The sequence below is a fragment of the Enterococcus sp. LJL98 genome (assembly GCF_054871745.1).
Genome location: NZ_JBTXLU010000001.1, coordinates 109,770 through 132,969, shown reverse-complemented (window position 1 = coordinate 132,969; position 23,200 = coordinate 109,770). Strand labels below are relative to the sequence as shown.

The following is a 23,200-nucleotide window of genomic DNA, read 5'->3' as shown; positions in this document are numbered from 1 at the left end:
ATATTCTCACCTTTCTAATAATACGACTTTTTCAGCTGGGAAAACTAAGCCTAACGATTCGCCGACTTCAAAGAATTGCTGGTCATTCCCATTCACTAAGAATTTCCCTAATTCTGTTTCAACTTCATATTGATGGCTTTTCCCTAGGAACGTACGAACAAGTACTTTTCCTCGGAGTTGACCTTCTTTTTCAATCACAATGTCTTCTGGACGAATGGTTGCCGTCCCTTCAGCAACTGTTAATTGTGAAATACTCGAATGAATCTCAATCCCATTCGCAGTCACTAACTGTCCTTGCCCGTTACGTTTCACAGAAAAGAAGTTTTCAAAGCCAATAAATTGTGCCACGAATTTTGAAATTGGTAAACGATAAATTTGCTCTGGTGTATCGTATTGTTCGATGACTCCTGCATTCATAATCGCGACTTTATCAGAAATCGAAAAGCACTCTTCTTGGTCATGGGTGACAAACACGGTCGTAATTCCTAGCTTTTGTTGGAGGCGTTTAATTTCGATGCGCATCGCTACGCGTAATTTGGCATCCAAGTTTGATAAGGGCTCATCTAGTAACAAGAGTTTTGGTTCGATTACCAAGGCGCGTGCCAACGCAACCCGTTGACGCTGCCCACCGGACAACTGTTTGGGATAACGCGCACCAAAATTTTCTAGCCCACAAATTGCCAACATTTCAGCTACTTTGGTTTCAATGACTTCTTTTTTCTCTTTACGAAGTTTCAAGCCAAAAGCCACATTTTCAGCAATCGTCATATGCGGAAAGAGGGCATAACTTTGAAAAACCATACCAAAGTTTCGTTTGTGAACTGGCACCTTTGTTAAGGCCTCCTGTTCGAGTAAGAATTCTCCTTCTCGTGGCTCGATTAAACCTGCAATGACTCGTAAGGTTGTCGTCTTTCCACAACCACTTGGTCCTAACAATGAGACAAGTTCACCTTTTTCCATTGAAAGATTTAATTCTTCTAATATATTCGTTTTCCCATCATAACTGACACGGATATCTTTTAATTCGACAAATGACATTTTTTTCTCCTTTACGCAATCGCTGCTAAACCTAGTGTTTTTTCAATTAAATACATCAAGCCCATCGTTAGTAACATTAGCATGACTGAAATGGCCGATACGGTCGGGTCATAGTTGTATTCCATGTAACTTAGTAAATTTGTTGGTAACATCGTGACTCCTGGTCCTGATAAGAACATGGAAACCGGTACATTATTAAAAGAATTGACAAATGCAAGCATAAAAGCTGCAAAAATCCCCGATGAAACATTGGGTAAGACAATTTTTATAAATGCACGAAACCGAGTGCAACCTAACGTCCAAGCAGCTTCCTCCATTGAATAATCCAACTGATCCATACTTGAGCCTACTACACGAATGATATAAGGTAGGCTAATCAAAAAGTGACCGATTAATAATCCTTGAAACACCGGTAAACCTAGCGCGACCACAATAAACTGAAATAAAGTATAACCAACAACAATTCCTGGGATCACAGTTGGCGATAAAAAGAAACTTTTAATCATCTGATTTCCTTTTACCGAGTAACGTGCGAGCGCGTATGAGGCAGGCACACCAACAAGCAATGCCAAAACGGTTGCTAAAATCCCCACCGTTAAACTTAATTTAAAGCTATCCATCATTGTACTCAAGCTTAAAGCATTGGCGTACCAATCGAAAGTAAAGCCTTTAATAGGAAATTGAATCGCAGCAGCTGTACCAAAAGAAGTTACGACAATTAAGATTAAAGGTAAAAACAAGAAAGCAAAAACGAAAATTGCAATGACACTCATGAGTTTTTGTTTACGCATGATCTATTTCTCTCCGATCCATTTTTTTCGAAATAAAGTTCAAGCCTTGCATGACAACGAGGGTGACAAGAATCATAATAAAAGCTAAAACGGAGACGCCATTCCAATCACCAAGTGTTGAAGCTTTCTGATATAAGAAGGTTGAGAGCAACATTTTTTGATTTCCACCGAGTAACAATGGCGTTGTATAGGCGGTCAATGTCCCAGTAAAAACTAAAATGCTCCCAACAATGGCACCCGGAATCGACAAGGGCAAGACAATTTTGAGAAACGCTTTTAAAGGTGGTGCCCCTAGGGTTTCTGCTGCCTCAAGCATTTCCCCCTCAATATTTTCCATGACACCGACCAAAGTCATAATCATAGTTGGCAAGAAAAGATAAACGGAGCCAATAATGATGGCAAATTCGGTATATAAAAGGCCTAGTGGTTGTTCAATCAATCCAAGACTCATTAGGGCATTATTAATGACGCCATTTTTCCCTAAAATGTTAATCCAAGCAAAGCTTCGAATCACCGAATTGGTTAATAAGGGAAACAAGGTCATCGCCATTAAAATCCCACGCCATTTTTTTTGTAATCCCGCAATAAAGTAAGCAGTCGGAATCCCTAAAAAGAGTGAGACAATTGTAACAATACTTGAAATACGAATGGTTCGCCAAAAGATGCCTCGATTATAGTCATCTTGGAAAAAGTCAATGTAATTTCCAATCCCCCCATTTATGGGTAAAAATGTTGGAAAAATATTCGTAACCAAAGGGATCATTAAGAAAAAAACTAACAGAATGATGCCAGGTGTTAGAATCAAATACGGTATATTTCTTTTCATGAGTACACTCCTTGTTCGTTTTTGACACAATTGATAGTATAGTCTCTGGCTCTGACAAATTCAACAAAACATGAAAAATAATTCCTGAAAAAACACCGAACGTTCGCTTTATAACGAATAATCATTGTTATAAATCAGTTTTTTCCAATCTACCGTTCGAGTATCCGCTTTCTTTTCTTCATAACGATAAACACCATTACACCTTTCTTTCTTACTAACCTGAGTATAGCAAGTGATTTAGAAAAAGACTAGGAAAGTACTTGGCTGCTTAAATACAAAGATACAAAAAACGAAGAAAGCATGAGTCCTCCTCTGCATTCCTTCGTTTTTCATTCTGTTCCTATTCTTATGCTAGCATCCAAGCAAAAAAATCCTTTATTCCGTCACTTTTTCGTTTCTAAAAACTAAATGATCATTCAACAAATCAATCACTACTTTTGTTTTAGGCATTACACGGCCAGAAACAATTTCTCTAGCCAGAGGGGTTTCAACCTCTTTTGTAATAAAACGACGAAGTGGACGTGCGCCATATGCAGGTTCATATGAATTTTCCGCTAACCAGGTTTTCGCTTCATCAGAAATCATTAAGTCAATTTCTTGGTGGGCTAAACGTTTTGCTAAGTGTGCAATAATCTTGTCAACAATCCCTTTGACATTTTCTAAGCTTAACGGCGTAAATAAAATGGTATCGTCAATTCGGTTGAGAAATTCTGGTTTAAAATGGCCACGTAAAGCATTCAGCACTTGTTCTTGTACCTCTTCTGGAATATGCCCTTCTGCCGTTACACCTGAAAGTAAGGTTTGTGAACCAATGTTACTAGTCATAATTAGCACCGTATTTTTAAAGTCAACGACACGTCCTTTGGAATCCGTTAAGCGACCGTCGTCTAATACTTGTAATAAAAGGTTAAAAACATCTGGGTGCGCCTTCTCAATTTCATCCAGTAAAACGATCGTATACGGATTCCGACGAACCGCTTCTGTCAATTGACCGCCTTCTTCGTAACCGATATAGCCTGGAGGGGCACCCACTAAACGAGAAACGGCATGTTTTTCCATGTATTCACTCATATCAATTCGGACCATATGATTTTCCGCATCAAATAAGTTTTCAGCTAAGGCTTTGGCGAGTTCTGTTTTCCCGACTCCTGTAGGCCCTAAGAATAAGAAGGAACCAAGTGGTCGATTCGGGTCTTGCAACCCTGCTCGTGAACGAATGACTGCATCGCTCACTGCATTGACCGCTTCTTCTTGACCAATTACTCGTTGGTGAAGGGTTTCGTTGAGTTTCAAGAGTTTTTCGCGTTCCCCTTCCACCAGTTTTGTCACTGGAATGCCAGTTAAACGCCCTACGACCACTGCAATTTCATTTTCTGTTACCGCCTCTTGAACCATCTTTCCTTGAGCCGCATCATTTTTAGCTTCAAGTTCTTTTAATTCCTTTTCGAGTTGTGGAATCGTTCCATGACGTAAAACAGCTGCTCTTTCTAAATCATAGTTACTCTCGGCATTTTCTAGTTCGTGTTTGGCTTGATCAATCTCCGAACGTTTATTTGACAAGGCATTTACTTCTTCTTTTTCTGTTTCCCATTGCATTTTCATTTGATTGGCTTCTTCGCGAAGTTCCGCCAATTCTTCTTGTAAAATACCCAATCTTTTTTTCGATGCATCATCCGATTCTTTTTTCAAGGCTGCTTCTTCAATTTCAAGTTGCATTAAGCGGCGAGTCACTTGGTCAAGTTCTGTCGGCATGGAGTTCATTTCTACTCGTATGGTCGCTGAAGCTTCATCCATTAAGTCGATTGCCTTATCTGGTAAAAAGCGATCCGTAATATAACGATCGGATAAAACTGCAGCAGCAACAAGTGCATTATCATGGATATTTACTCCATGGTGAATTTCAAAACGTTCTTTTAATCCACGTAAAATGGAAATCGTATCTTCAACCGTAGGCTCTTTTACCAAGACTTTTTGAAAACGACGCTCTAAGGCCTTATCCGTCTCCATGTATTCTCGATATTCATCCAATGTTGTCGCACCGATGGTATGGAGTTCTCCTCGAGCAAGCATTGGTTTCAAAATGTTTCCAGCATCCATGCTGCCTTCTGTTTTTCCGGCCCCAACAATCGTATGAATTTCGTCAATAAATAAAATAATTCGGCCATCTGATTTTTTTACTTCTTGTAATACCGCTTTTAAGCGTTCTTCAAACTCTCCACGGAACTTAGCTCCTGCAATGAGTGCGCCCATATCGAGTGAAAAAATCGTTTTGTCTTTTAAGTTTTCTGGGACATCCTTACGAACAATCCGCTGAGCCAAGCCTTCGACAATCGCCGTTTTACCGACCCCTGGTTCTCCGATTAAAACGGGATTATTTTTCGTTTTTCTAGTTAAAATCCGAATGACATCTCGAATTTCTTCGTCCCGTCCAATAATTGGGTCCATTTTTCCGTTTTTCACCATTTGAACCAAATCGACACCATATTTTTCAAGTGCCTCATAGTTTTCTTCTTGATTTTGGGAAGTCACACGATCGCCTCCTCGAATTTCTTCAATATTTTGACGTAATTCTTTTTCAGTGATTCCTTGTTGTTTTAAGTATTTGGTTAACACGTAATTTTTTAATTTCATTAAAGCAAGTAAAACAATTTCTGTTGATAGAAACTCATCTTCAAACGTATTTTTTAATTGTTCTGCTTCATTAAATAGTTGAAATAAATTTTGACTCATCGCTTGCCCATATTGAACATTTCCTCCTGAAACGCTTGGACGGCGATCAAGTTCTAGATCAATCTCCCTTTCAAAAGCAGCAACATTGACTCCTGCATCGGTATAAAAATTTCGAGCAAATTGATTGGGTTGCAAAAAGATTTTCCATAGATGGACAATATCAATTTCTTGATGGTGACGAGTGATTGCAACCTGTTGTGCTTCGGATAAGGCGCTTTGTAACGTGGTCGTCATTTTCTCAATATTCATTCTTTGTTCCTCCCATCTTGAAGCTTTCACTTCACTCTTAATTGTACTCCCTTGGTCAATCTTGGTCAAATAAAAACCATTTTCTCTTATGCGGTATTTTTGACCTTTTTGCCGACAAAAAAAAGAGGCTGTGAATGCTTCACAACCTTTTTTTCATCTAACAAATCTGAAATTATTCACTTTCTTTCTGGCGAAACAAACGGCTCGTTGCAACGACGTACAAAAGGCCTATCAAAAAAGGCATTAAAAAAGTAGTAAAACGATACAGTAAAAGAGAAGATGCCGCATCCACCGTTCCGACAAGGGGGCGGAACATGATCAAGTAAACAAATTCAAAGGAGCCTATTCCTGCAGGCGTTGGAATCACTCCTGAAATGACCGTAACAAAGCTGATTAAGGCAACCGCCAAAAGCGGATGCAAGTCCGGATGATTATCCACGAGACAAACGTAAGGAATGATAAACCAAATAAGTGCTTTCGCAATACTCCAAAAATAAATTTCAAATAAGACCCTACGACTTGCCATGATTTTATGTAACATCCGTCTCAAGGCATTGATTTGAATATTTCCTCGATCCACAAGCGCGCGATATTTTTCTTTTTTTATTAGACGATGGCACAAAGTAACGACGCCAACTTGTAAAGGCAAACTCAAAGCCGCTGAAAGTAAAATTCCAGACAAACCGGCATTAATGAAGATACAAATAATCAGCACCCAAACAAATTTAGGGGATAATTGGTAGAGGTCGTTGAAACTATACACCAAAGCGATGAGTGCAACACTTAGTGAAGACACTTTAAACAAAATAAAGCGCAAAATTGCCGCGCCCACACTCTCAGAAATCGTTAATTTTTTTCGATGATAAAAATTAATTTCTGCAAAAATTGTGCCAGCACCAAATGTAACGACACGATAGAAAGCGGAATAAGCAGCTGCCATCGCCCCATCAAAAGTTGTGAATGTTTTTGAAAAAGGTTTGATGGTGCCCTTGACCATTTTCCCCTCGAGGTATTGATAAAAAAAACCTAAAACAATCAAAGATAAAAATAACCAAGGACTTGTTTGACCTAATTCAGTAAAAATGTCTCCAAATGAAGCACGCAAGTAATAACCTAAAATACCAAGTAAACCAACTAATAGACAGCCTTTTGCAAGCACCTTCAGTAAGTTCTTATTTTTTTCTTTTAAAACAGACATCTCTTTATCTCACCAACTTCCATAGACTCCCTCGTATCATACCACTTTTCAAGTAGAAATACTGAAAAAACTCTCGATTCTTATCAAATCACCGAGAGTTTTTTCTTTCAGTTTTATTGTGCGTTTAATTCCGCAATTTTCACAATGATTTCTGTCGCTTTTTCCATTGATTCTAATGCCACAAATTCAAAACGACCGTGCATATTTTCCCCACCTGCAAAAATATTTGGTGTTGGGATTCCCATAAAGGAAATTTTCGATCCGTCTGTTCCACCTCGAACGGGTTCAATGATTGGAGTAATCCCGAGTGCTAACATCGCATTTTTAGCTAATTCAACAATGCTCATGTCTTTTTCGATAATTTCTTTCATATTGTAGTAATTATCTTCCAAGCGCATTTGTACACGCGCTTCTTCAAAACGTGCATTGATTTTTGCTTGAATGTCTTGCACGAGTTGCTTACGTGCTTCAAATTTTTCACGGTCATGGTCACGAATAATGATCGATAAGCGCGCTTCTTCTGGATTGCCTTCAAAGCTCATGAGATGGAAGAATCCTTCTGAACCTTCTGTTTTTTCGGGAACTTCATCTGCAGGTAGTGATTCATTAAACTCAATACCTAATAAAACCGCATTGATTAACGTGTCCTTTGCGGTACCTGGATGCACGTTTTTTCCATAAATGGTAATATCGGCTTGTGCAGCGTTAAAGGTTTCATATTGTAGCTCCCCTACCGGCCCGCCATCCATTGTATAGGCAAAATCAACGCCAAATTCTTCGACATCAAAATGGTTAGCCCCAACGCCAATTTCTTCATCTGGTCCAAAAGCCACTTTAATTGTTCCATGTTTGATTTCAGGGTGTGCTAATAAAATTTCCATCGCTGTCATAATCTCAGCAATTCCTGATTTATCATCTGCGCCCAGTAAGGTTGAACCATCCGTCGTGATTAGCGTTTGCCCTTGATAGTTTTTTAGATTAGGGAAATCTTTGACATTTAATGTATATTTTCCTTCTTTATCTAATGGAATCACCGATTGTCCATCATAGTTTTCAATGATTTGTGGCTTCACATTCTTCGCATTAAAATCAGCAGTATCTAAGTGAGCAATAAAGCCAATTGAAGGTACTTCTTTCTCAACATTCGATGGTAAAGTCGCCATCACAAAGCCATTTTTCGTGTTGTACTTCACATCACTCATACCGAGTGCTTCAAGTTCTTCTTTTAAAATTAAGGCAAATTCAATTTGAGACTCTGTTGAAGGAATCGTTGTGCTGGTCGGATCGGATTGTGTTTCAATTTTCACGTAGCGCAAAAAACGCGGTAATAAATTTTCATATTTTGTCATTTTCTTAGCTCCTTATTTCGATTGGAAAGGATTGGTACTCGTCGTCGAAGCGATAATATCAACCGTCCATCCTCGTGTTTGTTTCCAACTTTCCATTTTCTCAACTAATTTCGTTATACAAAGTACTTCGATGTGATGACCTGGGTCAATCACGGTTAAACCAGCTGCTTGCATATCATGTGCAGTATGATAGTAAACATCGCCTGTTATAAAAACATCTGCCCCTTGCTTTAAGGCATCCGGATAAAACTTCTCTCCAGAACCACCGCAAATCGCAATTCGTTGGACTTTCTTGCTTGCATGAAGAGGTTCGATTAACCGCAAAGAATCTAAAGAGAAGGCCTGTTTCACTTTTTGGACGAGGGTCTCAACTGAGATAGCTTCCTCTAGTTGACCAATTCGGCCAAGGCCATACGTCTTAGGTGGGTTTGTAAGTGGTAGAATGTCATAAGCCGGCTCTTCATAGGGATGAGCGGCACGCATTGCTTGCAAGATTTGGGCTTCTAGTGTTTCAAGATAGATAACTTCAATTCGTTCTTCCATCACCTCTTCTTCTTGATCTGCTCGACCAATCGCCGGGTTGGCAGCTGCTGTTGGCGTAAAGCGACCGATGCCTGTCATTGTATAACTCGTATGATGATAGGCACCTTGCTCCCCTGCTCCTGCATCACCTAGCGCTTGACGCATTGTTTGACCATGTTCCACTGGGGTATAAACTACTAATTTTTTCCATGACACCGCATGGGTTTGCGTCACGTAATTGTCCACTTCAATTCCGAGTGCCTCACAAAACCAATCATTTAAGCCGTCTTCCATAATATCCATGTTTGTGTGTGCCGCATAGACGGCAATTTCATGTTTAACCAAATCCAAATACATCTTATTTTGCGGATTGTCTGGAGTCAGTCGCTTGATTGGTCGAAAAATCGGTGGATGTTTCGCAATAATTAAGTCCACTTTTTTTTCAATTGCTTCTGCAACGACTTCCGGACGGACATCCAGAGTCACCATCACGCGCTGAATCTCGCGATGAAGATCACCAATATGTAACCCGACTGGATCACCTTCTTCTGCTAACCAAAGTGGACAGAAATTTTCAAATGTTCGAATCAATTCCAAACCACAAACCATTAAGCAATTACCTCCCTTATCCAAGATAGTTGTTCTTTCACTTCCTCTACCTTTTCCAAGGGCACTTCTTGCGCCTTCATTAATTCGCGTAACACACGTTCTTTACTCGCGAGTTCCTTTTGCCATTTTTTTAAAAAAATCGGCTGACGGTCTTGTAATAACTTTGGTCCAAAAAATAATTCTTGTGCGGTATATGAAACATTTTCGCTTAATTGCGCAACTATAATTTCATAAATTTTATGGTTCTCTTCTAAAATTTCTTCGTGAACAATCGCATATTGATTTTCAACTAGCCAACGACGTAAAGTTGCTTCTCCGACATTGGGTTGCAAGATTAATACTTCCTTCCCAGTTAATTGCCCTTGCGTTTTGCCATTTTCTAAAATCGTCCGAATCAGGGCACCACCCATACCGGCAATTGTAATCGCATCAATTTGATCTTCCGGTCGAACAGCTGCGAGTCCATCTGCTAAACGAACAACAAGCTTGTCCTCCAATCGATTTTTCGCTACTTGTTTTTTAGCGGATTCATAGGGACCTCGCACCACTTCACCTGCTACGGCAAACGAAATTTTTTCTTTCAGCATTAAATAAGTCGGTAAATAGGCATGATCCGATCCAATGTCTGCTAAACGAGCACCTTGAGGGACGTACTTTCCAACTTCCATTAACCTTGATGATAACACTTGTTCATTCACGAAAGAACAACCTCCAAAATAAAATGATAAGAAAGGACGATGACAATTGTCACGGTCCCTTCGACTGACATAATGTGATTGAGTGGCATAGCCAAAATCTTCTATTTCTTAAAAAAGAACCCCTTGATTTTTTATCCATGCAACTTTTCAATGGTTTATTTGACTTGTTCCACTGCTATAATTGAATTTCCTGGAATTTGTGGCGGGATAGACATCGTCATGATTGCTAAACGGTCTAAGGTCACTTTCACCTGGTCGCCTTCTTTTACGTCAAAATCTAGGAGTTCAGGAGAGACGTTCAATGCCACTCCCTCTTGAAAGGAAGGAGTCACTTCATCTGGATCTTCCACTGACTGGACATCTTTTAATAAAATTTGTGTCGTTTCATTTTTGTCGTCCAAATTCGTAACCAATTCAACCGTCGCTGTAAAAATCGTCCTCACCTCTTCTTCTGTTGTCGAAATCGGTGTTGTCGACGCATCCGATTTCGTTTCCTTTGATGTTGAGCAAGCCCCTAAAAGGCTCACTGCAAAGACTAAGATACTTACTTGAAAGATTTTTTTCATTTGTCGCTCCTCCTCGTTTCATTTTTTTGAACTTCAAACTATCCTTGATTCCGTCGATTTTCGCCAATCATTTCAACTTCTTTTGTTAAATAGCGAATACGCTCCATAATTCTTTTCGCCTTTAACGGCTCTTCCTCGCCTCTTTGCGTAACAGACAAGTGCTGCTCTAGTTCGAGCATTGAAAAATTCGAAGTAAAGAACGTTGGCAATTGCTCTTGCATTCGATGCTGTAAAATGACCCCGAACACTTCATCTCGAATCCAACTACTCATCGCATCGGCTCCGATGTCATCTAACATTAGAATTGGCGCATTTTTGATGGCATTTAATTTTTCGCCTACCAAATCTTTCCCAATTGCTTGTTTCATTTCGACGGCAAAAGTTGGAAAATGCAAGAGTGTGGTCGAATAACCAGCTTCGGCTAAATCGCGTGCAATCGCTCCAAGTAGATAGGTTTTTCCGATACCAAAGCTTCCCACAAGATACAAGCCTTTGTGAAAACTCTTCGGGTCTCTGACAAATTCTTCGATAAAATCAAGACTTTCCATAAAAGCGGCCACCCGACCCGGAGTATGATCGTAATGACTGATTCGAGCCTCTTGGATATCTTTTGGCATGTTCACTGCTCGAATGCGATTTCGAACTTCTTCTTGATGGCGTCGAGCCAATAAATCTTGCGTAGGAACATACGTCACATCAATGGAATGATAATTCAAAACGAGTTGGGGTTCATAGCCGGGCGCAATCATGTTTTTGTCTTGCGCTTCAAATTTCCGCTTCTCTTGTACAAATTCATAGAGTTTTGCATAACTTTTTTCAATATCGGTTTCTGTTAAGTAATCACTGTTTTCAGCAATGAATTGTTTCACTTCAGGATTGGATAAGACTTCTGCCATCATCTCTTCAAAACGCATACGATAATTGCGTTGGTCCAGCATGCGATTTAATTCTTTCCCCACATTTTCCATTATTTTTCACCTTCTTTACGTTTTAGATAGGCCGCTAGTCGGCGATTCAATTCTGCTTGTTTTTCAGGATTTTCTTCTACGACTTTCGGTTTGGTCACCCAATCGGGTAAGGCTTCTTTTCGAATCGGTGCTTTGGAATAACTCGTTTTCCGATTGGTTTTCGCCTGTTCTCGAACGGCTTGTTTTTCTTTTGATTCCCTGACATATTCACGTACGTATTGAATGGCTGTTTCTGGACTTTGGAAGCCTTTTTCAGACCAATTTGTCGCAATTGAGTGGACAAAATTCGTTTGTAAGGTACTGTTTTTTTGAATCACTAACACGTAGTGAAGCAAGATATTAATTACCGCATTCGGTAAGGGGCTCCGTTCAACGAGTGATTTTAATAGCCATTTTTCACTGTCCGTCACGTAACTATTCTTCTCTGTTTTAATCGCTTCTAAGAAATCAAATGGCGCCGTCGTTTCGCTTGTCCGAATCAAAGCGACATCTTTTTCTGAATACCCCGTCTGACGTAACAGCGCGTAACGTTGTTCTTCTGCTTCGTGATTTTTTGCTTTCACACTTGAATCTTGGAATCTGGTTTGGTGTTTTCGTTCAACAAATTGTTTTAACTTTTTCGGGTCAATCAACCCCGTATCTAGCGCAACGACTTGCGCTAAAACATCATCAACCAATTCTAATTCAGTGTAACCATACAAATTGGCGTAGACACTTAATTGTGTCTTAAACGCCTCCGTAAAATTTTCTTTGACAATAAACTTTTTACTCGCTAAGGCCATTAAAAAGTGCCAGTCCAGACTTTCTGTAGCTACTTTTAAACGTGCTGCTTTAGGAGCTGCATATTCTTGCGCTGTCTTTTCTAATTGTTTTGAAGCAACTGAAAATAAGTTCAGGTCAAGATTGCCATAAACAGTCGTAAAATTCGCTGTAACTTCACGATAGGCTGAAACGTCTCTCGTTTTCGGACGAAAGCGCGCGGCTAGTTGTTTAAACTTCCGCTCCCCTACCGCTTGTGTCAATAAAAAACTATAGGTCACATCTTCCATGAATGCTTTAGGAGCAAGCGGTTCTTCTAATTGATAAAGATAGATCTTCCCGAATTCAGCCTCTTCTTTTTCATAAACGGTTAGCAAACCCATTCCTTCTAAACGTTTGCGTGCTTCCAAAAAAGCGGGGAGCCCGACATTTAAAGCATTCAAACAATCCAGATGAATAAATTCATTTTCTTGTCGGTCGCTTTCATCTCCAATAAAATGCAAGTAGAGCGCCAAAGCTTGAGCGCCAATAATCGGTTGGTATAAATAAAGGAGCCCGTCTTTTCCTTCTTGTGTAAGTGGCAGGGCTTTAAACACTTGATAAATAGTATTTGGCGTGATTTTTTCCCAAGTACTATCCATTAAAACCCCTCCTTCTTCTATTCTTTTTCTTTTGCTTTTTCCACGATATCCTGTAATTCTTTTAAGAAAACAGACATATCTTTAAATTGACGATAGACACTTGCAAAGCGAATATACGCGATTTCATCAAGATCCACTAAATACTCCATCACATACTCACCGATTAATTGTGTTGGGATTTCACTTTCCCCTGATTCACGAATTTTTCGTTCCACTTGATCCACAATTCGCTCCATCTGCTCCATCGTTACTGGACGTTTTTCCGCTGAACGTACAAGTCCACGTAAAACTTTTTCTCGGTTAAATTCTTCTCGGGTACCATTTTTCTTAATCACTAGTAAAGGCGTTTCTTCTATTCGTTCAAAAGTGGTAAATCGGAACCCACAATTTTCGCATTCTCGACGACGACGAATCGTCCGCCCATCATCTGCTTGACGACTATCAACAACTTTTGAACTGCTGTGGTGACATTTTGGACATTGCATTTTCCCACCTCATTTTTCTTTTTCATTTAAATGTTTCTATTTTAAGTATATTATAACATGATTTCTTTCGATAACTGCTATATAATCACAAAAAAACTCTAGATTTTCTAGAGTTTTACTGTTTTTTAAGTTCTATCTGGCATAAAGAGAATAACGAGACTTACGATTTCACTCCTGCAAGAGATATTTTTGTGCCTTTAGCCAGGAAGTAATTTGTGCTTTTAAAGAATCAATGCTTCCTTGATTATCAAAAAGGATATCTGCCTGCTGCTTTTTTTCTTCAATTGACATTTGGCTCTCAATTCTCTGCCAAGCTTCTTCTTTAGTCAATTGGTCGCGTGTCATCAAGCGTTCGATTTGAAGCGTTTGAGGCAGATAAACAACGGCCACTTGATCGACCATGGATTGATAGCCCCCTTCATAAAGTAAGGGGATATCCGCAATCACTAGGGGCGCGGTTTGTTTTGCGGCTTCGATTGCTTGGTAAATCGCCTGGCGTAAAAAAGGTTCCAGCAAATGATCGAGTCTTTTGCGTTGGCTTGGTTGCGAAAAAATCAAACGACCTAAGGCTTGGCGATCAAGCGCACCATCTGCTAGAAGAATTTGCGGGCCAAACTGTTGGACAATCGCCGCTAAAGCCGGTCGCCCAGGTTCTACAATAGCCCGTGCGATGAGATCCCCATCAACTACAGGAAAGCCGTAGGAAGAAAACACCCCGACTGCCGTGCTTTTTCCAGTTGCAATCCCACCAGTCACACCTAAAACAACTGCCATCACATTCCCTCTTTTCGCACTTGACACTTGGGACAAAAATGGGTACCTCTTTGCGCGACCTTGATTTTTTCAATCGGCGTGTGACAATTTGGACAAGGCGCACCTGTTTGTCCATAAACGTTTAATGCCACTTGAAAAGTCCCTGCTTCGCCCAGGGCATTGGCGTAAGAGCGAATCGTCGTTCCTCCCGCTTCAACCGCCTTTCCCAAGACAAAAACAATGCCTTCATACAGTAACGCCACTTCTTCTTTTATTAGCGTGTTTGCAGGGCGTTCAGGATGAATCTTGGCAAACCACAGCGCTTCATCTACGTAGATATTGCCTAAACCGACCACCACTTTTTGATTTAACAACAGCGGCTTGATGGCCATTGTTTTCTTTTGTAATGCGAATTGAAATGGCAGTAATTGAAAATCTTTGGTCAGTGGCTCAGGACCAAGCTGTTTGATCCCCTTATACTCAGAACTTTGGTTTTTGGGCACCAAGGCCATCCGACCAAATTTTCGTACGTCATGATATTGTAACTCACTTCCGTCGACCATCTGAAAAACAACATGGGTATGCTTTTCTCGATGCGTGGACTCATTTTTTGAGAAATACTCATACTTGCCTTCCATTCTCAAATGCGAAACCAAGTCAAAATCGGTTAATTTCAAAATTAGGAACTTCCCGCGGCGCGCAATGGCTAGGATTTCTTGCCCCACTAAAGCCTCTTGAAATTCTGGCACTGTTGGACTTTCAATAATTCGCGGCCAAAAAACTTCCACTGCATGTATTTTTTGACCTACAACTAGCCGCTCTAAGCCTTTGCGGACCGTTTCAACTTCTGGTAATTCCGGCATTAAACAACACTCCCTTTATTTTGCTCCATACCATGTTTTTCCCCAACTACTGTCCGTTACTAATGGTACATGGAGTTGGACAGCTTGTTCCATCACTTCTTTGACAAGCGCGTCTAATTGCTGTAATTCTTTTTCAGGAACCTCAAAAACCAATTCATCATGCACTTGTAAGAGCATTTTCGCACTTAGTTTTTCTTCTTTTAGACGACGCGCTAGTTGAATCATGGCAATTTTAATAATATCTGCAGCACTTCCTTGAATCGGCGAATTAATCGCAGTTCTTTCCGCAAAGGAACGAAGATTAAAGTTCCGTGAATTGATATCTGGTAAATAACGACGACGATGGAAAAGCGTCTCTACATAGCCTTTTTCTTTGGCCTCACGAACGATGGTTTCCATGAAGGTTTTCACTCCAGGATAACGTTCGAAATAAGTATCAATATAATTTTGTGCTTCTTTACGAGAAATACCAAGATTTTGAGACAAGCCGTAATCAGAAATTCCATAAACAATACCAAAATTCACTGCTTTTGCTTGACGACGCATATTACTGGTGACTTCTTCTGCTTTTTCAATCCCAAAAACACGCATCGCAGTGCTTGTATGGATATCTTGTCCTTCAACAAAGGCTTGCTTTAAGTGCTCATCATCCGAAATATGGGCTAAAACACGTAATTCAATTTGCGAGTAGTCCGAAGAATAAATCAACCAATCTTCTTTCCCCGGTACAAATGCTTCTCGAATTTTCCGCCCCTCTTCTAAACGTATCGGAATGTTTTGGAGGTTTGGATCCACGGAACTTAATCGACCGGTTTGCGTTAACGTCTGCACATAACGCGTATGCACTCGTCCGTCTGTTTGAATCATTTTTAATAACCCTTCAATATAAGTCGATTGAATTTTTGAAATCTGACGATAAACTAAAATATCCTCCACTATCGGGGCTTGTTCTCTTAACTGTTCTAACACATCGACGGCCGTAGAATAGCCTGTTTTCGTCTTCTTAATCACGGGCAGACCCATTTTTTCAAAAAGAATCACGCCTAGTTGTTTAGGAGAATTGAGATTAAACGTTTCTCCTGCCAGTTCAAAGATTTTCGCTTCAATTTCTTTTAAACGTTCTGAAAATTCCACGCGCATTTGATTTAAACGTTCACTGTCTACTTTAATTCCAGTAATTTCCATTTCTGCAAGGACCTCGGATAAAGGCAATTCCATTTCATTGAAGAGTTTCGCTTGATCTTTTTCAACAAGCAGTTCTTTTAATTGGGGGGTTAGCGTTTTAATGGCTTTAATTTTTCTTGCTAAATGCTCAAATAAGATAGCCTCTTCAGGCACTGCAATCTTGGCACCTTTTCCGTAAATGGTCACATCGGACTGAATTTCTGTATAGCCATAATGTTGTGCCACTGCGGCCATATCAGTACCTAGGTCATTGGTATCCAGTAAATATGCGCCAAGCAACATATCAAAACTTACGCCTTTTAATCGTGTACCATACTTAGCAAGAGAGACAATGGTGCGCTTGGCATCGTAAACTTCTTTTTTCATTGTTTCATCTTCCAACCATTTCTTCATGATTGGATCTTCTAACAACGACATTTTCGTCGATACATAGACTTTCTCGCTTGTACCCCAAGCAATCGCAATCGAATCGATGACATGGTAATTATCCCCTAGCATCTCGAGATAAAGTGCTGCATCTTGTGGAAACATTTCTTCAGTGACTGTATCAACCACTTCAAAATGAATCGCTTCAAACACTTCCATTTCTTCGACAAGATTTAACTTTTCTAAAAACGTATTAAAGTTCATTTCTTTATAAAAAGGAACGAGTTTTTCGAAATCTTTTCCTTCATATTTTAAATGATCAATCTGCACATCAATTGGCGAATCCACCTTGATTGTTGCCAGTTTTTTCGAAAGAAAAGCTTGTTCTTTGTCATTGATTAAGTTCTCTTTCATTTTACTTTTCTTCATGCTTTCGATATTTTCATAGATGCCTTCAACCGAACCATATTCTTTTAACAACTTGATCGCTGTTTTTTCACCAATTTTTGTCACTCCAGGGATGTTATCAGAAGCATCTCCGGCTAACCCCTTCATATCAATGATTTGACTCGGTGTGAGGCCGTCGTATTTTTCAGCAATAAAAGCAGGAGTATATGAATCAAGTTCGCTGACCCCTTTCACCGTAATATCTACCGTCACATGCTCGGTTGCCAGTTGCGTCAAGTCACGGTCACCTGTTAAAATCACCACATCAAAGAGGTCTTTATCGACTTGAGTTGCCAAGGTTCCAATAATATCGTCGGCTTCATAGTTATCTAGTTCATAGTATTGAACGCCTAAGGCATTAATCAACTCACGAATATAAGGCATTTGTTCTTTAAATTCACCTGGTGTTTTTGAACGCCCCTCTTTGTAAGCATCATACCACTCATGGCGGAAGGTTGTTTTTCCTGCATCAAAAGCGACTAACACATGGGTTGGTTTTTCTTTTGCCATCACGTTATCAAACATTGTATGAAAGGCATAGATGGCATTTGTATGCAAGCCATTGTTATTTTTAAAACGGCTCAGCGAATTGTGTAGGGCAAAAAATGCACGGAAAGCAACACTATTGCCATCAATTAAAAGTAATTTGTTTTTCATTGAATTAAACTCCTTCTTGTTTCGTCCTTACTTATTCTAACAAAGAAAAGGCATTTAAGCATTAAAAAGACTACAGTTGGACCCTTGCAAAGGAAAGAAAAAAGAATCACGCGTGCGAGATTTCTTACCTATCGATTGAATGAAGCGCTTCGATACATTTTTTTCGCTGGATTCTTTTATTTAAGCATTTTTTAACGAGTGCAAATGATAAAAAAACTGATGATTGAAATTTGATTCTTTCAATCGTCAGTTTTTTATGATTCCGCTTAGTCTCTACCACCAAAGATTCTTAAGATTGATAAGAATAAGTTGATAAAGTTTAAATACAACTGTAAGGCCATGAATGCTGCAAAACCTGTGTTGTCTTGTCCTTGCGTTCCGTAATAAACACTACGAATGCGTTGATTGTCATAAGCCGTTAAGCCTACAAAGATAATGACCGTCACATATGATAAGAAATAGTTCACGGCGCTACTTGCTAAAAACAAATTAATTAAAGTCGCGATAATCACGCCCCATAATAATCCAATTGCTGCACGACCCATCCCTGATAAATCACGTTTCGTTGTAATACCATAAATTGACATCCCAACAAAGGTACCTGCTGCTACTACAAAGGCCACTGCGACGTCTGCTGAAGAGTAGGCTGCGAGTGTAATGGATAAGAGCAACCCCATTAATAAGGAATAGACAACAAAGCCCGCGATTGTTAACGATGGATTGTTTTTCGCTTTGGCACTTAGCAAGACGACAAGTCCAATTTGAATGAGCCAAATTCCGGTCATTCCTAATGGGAAGTTGATTACAAAGCGAATCACTTCTTCAAAAAAGAAATTCATAGATAAATAAGCAGAAATTGCGGTAATCGCTAAACCTAAACTGAAAATTCCGTAAACTTTCCCGTAAAACTGATTTAATCCTTTTGTTTCAATTGCTGTTGAATTCATTTGTTTCCTCACTTTCTTAAATCATCTATCCTTTCGATAGATATTATCTATTATTTTATCAAACTCATTTAAAAGTGCAAGGAAGAAAACTTGAAAAAAGAGAGAAAGAACAATGATTTTTTGCTCCTTCTCTCGATTGCTTTCTTATAAAACGTTTCTGGTTACTGTACCCAATAGGTTTTCATATGCTCTTTCAAACTTTTGAACGTCCCCGGCCCCCATAAAAATCATGACTGCGTCTTGATGTTCCAGTAAAGGCGAAACATTCTCTTCTTGAATAACTTGTCCACCTTTGCTGATTTTATTACTTAAATCTTCAATTTTCACGGAGCCTTGCGTTTCACGCGCCGAACCAAAGATATCACAGAGATAGACATGATCCGCTAAATCAAGGGCTGCACTAAATTCATCCATTAAAGCAATGGTACGTGTAAAGGTATGCGGTTGAAACACGGCGATAATTTCTTTGTTTGGATACTTCTGACGTGCACCATCAATTGTCGCAATAATTTCTGCTGGGTGATGGGCATAGTCATCGACGATAATCATATCGGCCATCGCTTTTTCACTAAAGCGGCGTTTAACCCCTTTAAAAGTCAACATTTCACGTGCCACTTCTTCCATTGGGAGGCCCTCTAAGTAACAAATGGCAATCACACTTAGCGCATTATTAATATTGTGTTGGCCAAAAGCGGGTGATACAAAATGACCAATCTTTTCTCCACGGAAATACACATCAAAAGCTGAACCCTTTGTTGTGCGTTGAATATTTTTCCCTTGAAAATCGTCGTTGTCTTCCACACCATAATAATAGACAGGAACATCGACTGTTAACTGACGTAGATAAGCGTCATCACCAAAAGCTACAATCCCTTTTTTCACCTTTTTCGCCATTGCGTGAAAGGCAGAATATACATCTTCAATGCTCTTATAATAATCCGGATGGTCGAAGTCGATATTTAACATGACTGCATAATCAGGAGAATAAGCTAAGAAGTGACGACGATATTCACAAGCTTCAAAAGCAAAAAATTCGGCGTCTTCGATCCCACGACCAGTCCCATCACCAATCAAATAACTCGTTGGGCGAATCCCAGACAACACATGAGCCAATAACCCTGTGGTACTTGTTTTCCCATGAGAACCTGTGACGGCGATACTTGTATAATTTTGCGTCAACTGACCTAAAAAGTCGTGGTAACGGATGACTTCTAAGCCGCATTCACGTGCTCGCACAATTTCTTCATGGCTATCAGGAAACGCATTTCCGGCAATAATGGTTAAGCCTTCAGTGATATTTTCAGCCGTAAAGGGTCGTAAAGGAATGCCTGCTTGTTCTAACTCACGCTGTGTAAAAAGGTATTCTTCTACATCTGATCCTTGAACATTGAACCCCTTCCCATGTAAAACAAGAGCGAGCGCGCTCATGCCAGAGCCTTTAATTCCTATAAAATGATACGTTGTATTTTCATGATTAAACATTTGATTTACTTCCTCTTTTCCAGGCATTTCATTCTTGACAATTTTTTCTATGAACGATAATGATTATCTAACAAACCGATTGAAATAGCAATCAATTTGCTAAAATCATACCAGTGAAAAAGCTTTTCTTTACTCTTTTTTTGGCGCAAGCATCGTTAAACTAATACGCCCTTTGGCTATGTCGACCTTATCCACCCAAACCGTCACAATATCACCAACCGCAACGACATCTTTTGGATGTTTCACGAAACGTTGGCTCAATTTTGATAAATGAACCAGACCATCTTGCTTCACGCCAATATCAACAAAAGCCCCAAAATCAATGACGTTACGAATTGTTCCTTTTAATTCCATTCCAACTTGCAAGTCTTCCATCGATAAGACATCCGTTCTTAATAAGGGAGCTGGCATTGAATCACGCATATCACGCCCCGGTTGAAGTAAGGCACTAATAATATCCCTGATGGTTTCCTCGCCAACACCTGTTTCTTGCGCGAGTGTTTTCGGATTTAGCGTTCTTAATTTCTCATTCGTGGTTTCTTTCCCTAAATCTTTTAAACCAATTCCCGTCTTTTCTAAAATATCATTAGTCACCGCGTAACTCTCCGGGTGAATCCCTGTATTATCTAAAATGTTTTTCCCACCAGGAATACGTAAAAAACCAATCGCTTGTTCATAGGCTTTTGGACCTAAGCGTGGAACTTTTTTCAACTGATTTCTTTGAACGAAGGCCCCATTTTCTTCACGGTAAGCAAAAATATTTTGCGCAGTTGTTTTATTTAACCCTGCCACGTGAACCAATAATTGCGGACTCGCTGTATTGACATCGACACCCACTTGGTTTACCACGGTTTCAACCACAAAATCTAATTGTTCATTCAAGCGTTTTTGTGCAACATCATGTTGATACTGACCGACACCAACGGCTTTTGGTTCAATTTTCACCAATTCTGCTAAAGGGTCTTGCAAACGACGACCGATACTAATCGCACTACGCTCCTCGACTTGCAACTGTGGGAACTCTTGGCGAGCCACATCACTGGCAGAATAAACCGAAGCGCCTGCCTCATTAACGATTACAAAGAAAATTTCACGTTTGATTTTCTTTAATTGTTCTGCTACAAAAAGCTCGGACTCACGACTTGCTGTCCCATTGCCAATTGCCACCATATCCACCTTGTATTTTTCTAACAATTGGATAAAGATTTCTTGCGATTCTTTATGACGTTTTTCTGAAGAAGCATGTGGGTAGATAACCGTTGTATTAAGCAATTTCCCTGTATCATCCATCACCGCTAACTTACAACCTGTACGATAGGCTGGGTCAAAACCTAAAACAATCTTCCCTTTTAAAGGGGATTGTAACAATAAATGACGCAAATTTTCACCAAAGATAGCAATGGCTTGTTCATCAGCTTCTTCCGTTAATGAATGACGAATTTCTCGTTCCACAGAAGGTGCAATAAAGCGTTTGTAGGCATCTTGATAAGCAGCAACCACTAAAGCTGCTGTTTCAGACGCTTCATTTTTTACCAATTGGCGATGGAAGTATTTCTCAATCAAGGTTTCATCTATAGCGAAACGTATTTTTAAAATACCTTCTTTTTCCCCGCGATTGGTTGCTAAAATACGGTGAGACACCATTTTTGTAATAGGTTCAGAAAAATCATAATACATTTCATAGACTTTCTTCTCGTCTTTTTCCGCATCTTTGACTTCACTCACATAATGACCTTTTTTAAAGGTATACTCACGAATCCACGTACGGAACTGAGCCGAATCACTTATTTGTTCCGCCAAAATTTCATGCACACCAGCGAGTACTTCCTCTGTGGTCGGCAAATCTTCTGTAATGAATTTTTCTAACTCGTTTTGGATTTTCTCTGTTGGAAAAGTCATTAACCAATTCGCTAAAGGCTCCAGTCCTCGTTCTTTGGCAATCGTTGCTTTTGTCCGTCTCTTTTGCTTGTAGGGACGGTATAAGTCTTCGATTTCTTGTAATTTACTGGCTTTTTTAATACTTGCTGCTAGCTCTTTGGTTAATTTTCCTTGCTCATCAATTATTCTTAGAACTTCTTCTTTTCTTTTTTCCAAGTTTTCTAAGTATTGATAGCGCTCTTCAATTTCACGAATTTGTACTTCATCGAGCGCATTCGTCATTTCTTTGCGATAACGAGCAATAAAAGGCACGGTATTGCCCTCTTTTAATAATCCCAAAACCTTCGTGATTTGGGCAAGATGATACTGGGGTAATTCCTTTGCTACTAATTCAATAATTGGATCAACAGTTACTGTCGCCATAAAATCACTCTTTCTCCTTAAAAATCCGGCTTCCACGGACCTTTCATATTTTGATATTCAATGTCTTGCACGATGCCATTCGAATCAAAAATCACGCCATGGACCGATCCCCCATAAATGGCTCCTCCATCAATGCCAATTTTATCATCAGAAAACCACAAATCCGTCGTTTCCATATCTCCATGTAGGCTCGGTGTAATCGTGTGCCCAAAGACAATCACTTTTCCTGTCTTATTTAAGCCATGATGGAAAGGTTCACGTATCCAAATAAAATCACGCAAACTTGTTTGATGCCAATCCGCTAGCGTCAAATCGACACCTGCGTGAACAAACAGAAATTTTTCCCATTCATAGTAAAAAGGTAAATCCATTAAAAAAGTGATTAACTCTGGGTAACGGGAACGAATCATCATCGCCATTTCTGTTGGCGAGTACTCCTCTGTTGCTCCAGGATGAAGCAAACTATTCACCGTCTCTTTCCCACCATTTAGCCAATACTTCGGCCCAATTTCTTCGGGTTCTTCTAAGAATCGTAAAAAATATTCTTCGTGATTGCCACGTAAGTAAATACAACCGTATTTTTCAACGAGCGCTTTTCCTCGTAGAAAACAGTCTTTACTCTTGGGGCCACGGTCATTTAAGTCTCCAATCAAAACCAGCTGATGTTGGTTGGGGTCAAAATCAAGTAACAACTGCTCGAATAAATCAATTTGGCCATGAATGTCACTAATGACATAGACGTAAGGTTTCATGATTGACTCCTTTCCATT

Annotated in this window: 19 protein-coding genes; all 19 read right to left on the bottom strand. The window is 39.7% G+C overall.

Going from position 1 to position 23,200, the window contains the following annotated elements:
* Positions 1-6: 6 nt before the first annotated feature.
* The 19 genes from ACYSNO_RS00625 to ACYSNO_RS00535 all read right to left on the bottom strand — a co-directional run bounded on the left by ACYSNO_RS00625 (position 7) and on the right by ACYSNO_RS00535 (position 23,182).
* Complete coding sequence (locus tag ACYSNO_RS00625) at positions 7-1,038, bottom strand: ABC transporter ATP-binding protein (protein WP_461729126.1); 1,032 nt, start codon at positions 1,036-1,038, stop codon at positions 7-9.
* Between the two features lie 11 nt (positions 1,039-1,049).
* Positions 1,050-1,829 (bottom strand): ABC transporter permease, encoded by a 780-nt coding sequence (locus ACYSNO_RS00620; protein WP_461729125.1) that lies wholly within the window; start codon positions 1,827-1,829, stop codon positions 1,050-1,052.
* Positions 1,822-2,655: an ABC transporter permease gene (locus tag ACYSNO_RS00615; RefSeq protein WP_461729124.1), complete on the bottom strand. Its 834-nt coding sequence runs from the start codon at positions 2,653-2,655 to the stop codon at positions 1,822-1,824. The genes ACYSNO_RS00620 and ACYSNO_RS00615 overlap by 8 nt, the downstream gene beginning before the upstream one ends.
* Before the next feature lie 375 nt (positions 2,656-3,030).
* Complete coding sequence (gene clpB / locus ACYSNO_RS00610) at positions 3,031-5,634, bottom strand: ATP-dependent chaperone ClpB (RefSeq protein WP_461729123.1); 2,604 nt, start codon at positions 5,632-5,634, stop codon at positions 3,031-3,033.
* Between the two features lie 172 nt (positions 5,635-5,806).
* Entirely contained in the window at positions 5,807-6,832 is a 1,026-nt protein-coding gene (locus tag ACYSNO_RS00605) for a lysylphosphatidylglycerol synthase transmembrane domain-containing protein (protein WP_461729122.1), read from the bottom strand.
* Positions 6,833-6,945: 113 nt separating this feature from the next.
* Positions 6,946-8,181 carry a peptidase T gene (gene pepT, locus ACYSNO_RS00600; RefSeq protein WP_461729121.1) on the bottom strand — a complete coding sequence of 412 codons (1,236 nt, stop codon included), beginning with the start codon at positions 8,179-8,181 and terminating at the stop codon, positions 6,946-6,948.
* A gap of 12 nt (positions 8,182-8,193) precedes the next feature.
* Entirely contained in the window at positions 8,194-9,312 is a 1,119-nt protein-coding gene (locus ACYSNO_RS00595) for a Nif3-like dinuclear metal center hexameric protein (RefSeq protein WP_461729120.1), read from the bottom strand.
* Positions 9,312-10,010: a tRNA (adenine(22)-N(1))-methyltransferase gene (locus tag ACYSNO_RS00590; RefSeq protein ID WP_461729119.1), complete on the bottom strand. Its 699-nt coding sequence runs from the start codon at positions 10,008-10,010 to the stop codon at positions 9,312-9,314. The genes ACYSNO_RS00595 and ACYSNO_RS00590 overlap by 1 nt, the downstream gene beginning before the upstream one ends.
* A gap of 155 nt (positions 10,011-10,165) precedes the next feature.
* Complete coding sequence (locus tag ACYSNO_RS00585; protein ID WP_461729118.1) at positions 10,166-10,576, bottom strand: hypothetical protein; 411 nt, start codon at positions 10,574-10,576, stop codon at positions 10,166-10,168.
* 38 nt (positions 10,577-10,614) lie between these two features.
* Positions 10,615-11,544, bottom strand: coding sequence for a primosomal protein DnaI (dnaI, locus tag ACYSNO_RS00580; protein WP_461729117.1), 930 nt, complete (start codon positions 11,542-11,544; stop codon positions 10,615-10,617).
* Positions 11,544-12,944 carry a replication initiation and membrane attachment family protein gene (locus ACYSNO_RS00575; RefSeq protein WP_461729116.1) on the bottom strand — a complete coding sequence of 467 codons (1,401 nt, stop codon included), beginning with the start codon at positions 12,942-12,944 and terminating at the stop codon, positions 11,544-11,546. Before ACYSNO_RS00575 ends, dnaI begins: the two co-directional genes overlap by 1 nt.
* Before the next feature lie 17 nt (positions 12,945-12,961).
* Positions 12,962-13,429: a transcriptional regulator NrdR gene (gene nrdR / locus ACYSNO_RS00570; RefSeq protein ID WP_461729115.1), complete on the bottom strand. Its 468-nt coding sequence runs from the start codon at positions 13,427-13,429 to the stop codon at positions 12,962-12,964.
* Between the two features lie 168 nt (positions 13,430-13,597).
* A complete protein-coding gene (coaE, locus tag ACYSNO_RS00565) occupies positions 13,598-14,203 on the bottom strand; it encodes a dephospho-CoA kinase (RefSeq protein ID WP_461729114.1) in 606 nt (201 codons plus the stop codon).
* Positions 14,203-15,045: a DNA-formamidopyrimidine glycosylase gene (gene mutM, locus ACYSNO_RS00560; protein ID WP_461729113.1), complete on the bottom strand. Its 843-nt coding sequence runs from the start codon at positions 15,043-15,045 to the stop codon at positions 14,203-14,205. The genes coaE and mutM overlap by 1 nt, the downstream gene beginning before the upstream one ends.
* 15 nt (positions 15,046-15,060) lie before the next feature.
* Positions 15,061-17,700, bottom strand: a complete 2,640-nt coding sequence (gene polA, locus ACYSNO_RS00555) for a DNA polymerase I (protein WP_461729112.1) — start codon at positions 17,698-17,700, stop codon at positions 15,061-15,063.
* A 266-nt stretch (positions 17,701-17,966) separates the two neighbouring features.
* Positions 17,967-18,647 carry a Bax inhibitor-1/YccA family protein gene (locus ACYSNO_RS00550; RefSeq protein ID WP_461729111.1) on the bottom strand — a complete coding sequence of 227 codons (681 nt, stop codon included), beginning with the start codon at positions 18,645-18,647 and terminating at the stop codon, positions 17,967-17,969.
* A 144-nt stretch (positions 18,648-18,791) separates the two neighbouring features.
* The gene (gene murC / locus ACYSNO_RS00545) at positions 18,792-20,129 is read right to left on the bottom strand and encodes a UDP-N-acetylmuramate--L-alanine ligase (protein ID WP_461729110.1); all 1,338 of its coding nucleotides are present in this window, start codon (positions 20,127-20,129) and stop codon (positions 18,792-18,794) included.
* Positions 20,130-20,258: 129 nt separating this feature from the next.
* Positions 20,259-22,430: a Tex family protein gene (locus tag ACYSNO_RS00540; RefSeq protein ID WP_461729109.1), complete on the bottom strand. Its 2,172-nt coding sequence runs from the start codon at positions 22,428-22,430 to the stop codon at positions 20,259-20,261.
* A gap of 17 nt (positions 22,431-22,447) precedes the next feature.
* Positions 22,448-23,182 (bottom strand): metallophosphoesterase, encoded by a 735-nt coding sequence (locus ACYSNO_RS00535; RefSeq protein WP_461729108.1) that lies wholly within the window; start codon positions 23,180-23,182, stop codon positions 22,448-22,450.
* Positions 23,183-23,200 lie beyond the last annotated feature (18 nt).

What these genes read in the sequence shown, in the direction of transcription:
- ACYSNO_RS00625 (WP_461729126.1), bottom strand. Translation starts at nt 1,038, where the DNA reads ATGTCATTTGTCGAATTAAAAGATATCCGTGTCAGTTATGATGGGAAA.
- ACYSNO_RS00620 (WP_461729125.1), bottom strand. Translation starts at nt 1,829, where the DNA reads ATGCGTAAACAAAAACTCATGAGTGTCATTGCAATTTTCGTTTTTGCT.
- ACYSNO_RS00615 (WP_461729124.1), bottom strand. Translation starts at nt 2,655, where the DNA reads ATGAAAAGAAATATACCGTATTTGATTCTAACACCTGGCATCATTCTG.
- clpB (WP_461729123.1), bottom strand. Translation starts at nt 5,634, where the DNA reads ATGAATATTGAGAAAATGACGACCACGTTACAAAGCGCCTTATCCGAA.
- ACYSNO_RS00605 (WP_461729122.1), bottom strand. Translation starts at nt 6,832, where the DNA reads ATGTCTGTTTTAAAAGAAAAAAATAAGAACTTACTGAAGGTGCTTGCA.
- pepT (WP_461729121.1), bottom strand. Translation starts at nt 8,181, where the DNA reads ATGACAAAATATGAAAATTTATTACCGCGTTTTTTGCGCTACGTGAAA.
- ACYSNO_RS00595 (WP_461729120.1), bottom strand. Translation starts at nt 9,312, where the DNA reads ATGGTTTGTGGTTTGGAATTGATTCGAACATTTGAAAATTTCTGTCCA.
- ACYSNO_RS00585 (WP_461729118.1), bottom strand. Translation starts at nt 10,576, where the DNA reads ATGAAAAAAATCTTTCAAGTAAGTATCTTAGTCTTTGCAGTGAGCCTT.
- dnaI (WP_461729117.1), bottom strand. Translation starts at nt 11,544, where the DNA reads ATGGAAAATGTGGGGAAAGAATTAAATCGCATGCTGGACCAACGCAAT.
- ACYSNO_RS00575 (WP_461729116.1), bottom strand. Translation starts at nt 12,944, where the DNA reads ATGGATAGTACTTGGGAAAAAATCACGCCAAATACTATTTATCAAGTG.
- nrdR (WP_461729115.1), bottom strand. Translation starts at nt 13,429, where the DNA reads ATGCAATGTCCAAAATGTCACCACAGCAGTTCAAAAGTTGTTGATAGT.
- coaE (WP_461729114.1), bottom strand. Translation starts at nt 14,203, where the DNA reads ATGGCAGTTGTTTTAGGTGTGACTGGTGGGATTGCAACTGGAAAAAGC.
- mutM (WP_461729113.1), bottom strand. Translation starts at nt 15,045, where the DNA reads ATGCCGGAATTACCAGAAGTTGAAACGGTCCGCAAAGGCTTAGAGCGG.
- polA (WP_461729112.1), bottom strand. Translation starts at nt 17,700, where the DNA reads ATGAAAAACAAATTACTTTTAATTGATGGCAATAGTGTTGCTTTCCGT.
- ACYSNO_RS00550 (WP_461729111.1), bottom strand. Translation starts at nt 18,647, where the DNA reads ATGAATTCAACAGCAATTGAAACAAAAGGATTAAATCAGTTTTACGGG.
- murC (WP_461729110.1), bottom strand. Translation starts at nt 20,129, where the DNA reads ATGTTTAATCATGAAAATACAACGTATCATTTTATAGGAATTAAAGGC.
- ACYSNO_RS00540 (WP_461729109.1), bottom strand. Translation starts at nt 22,430, where the DNA reads ATGGCGACAGTAACTGTTGATCCAATTATTGAATTAGTAGCAAAGGAA.
- ACYSNO_RS00535 (WP_461729108.1), bottom strand. Translation starts at nt 23,182, where the DNA reads ATGAAACCTTACGTCTATGTCATTAGTGACATTCATGGCCAAATTGAT.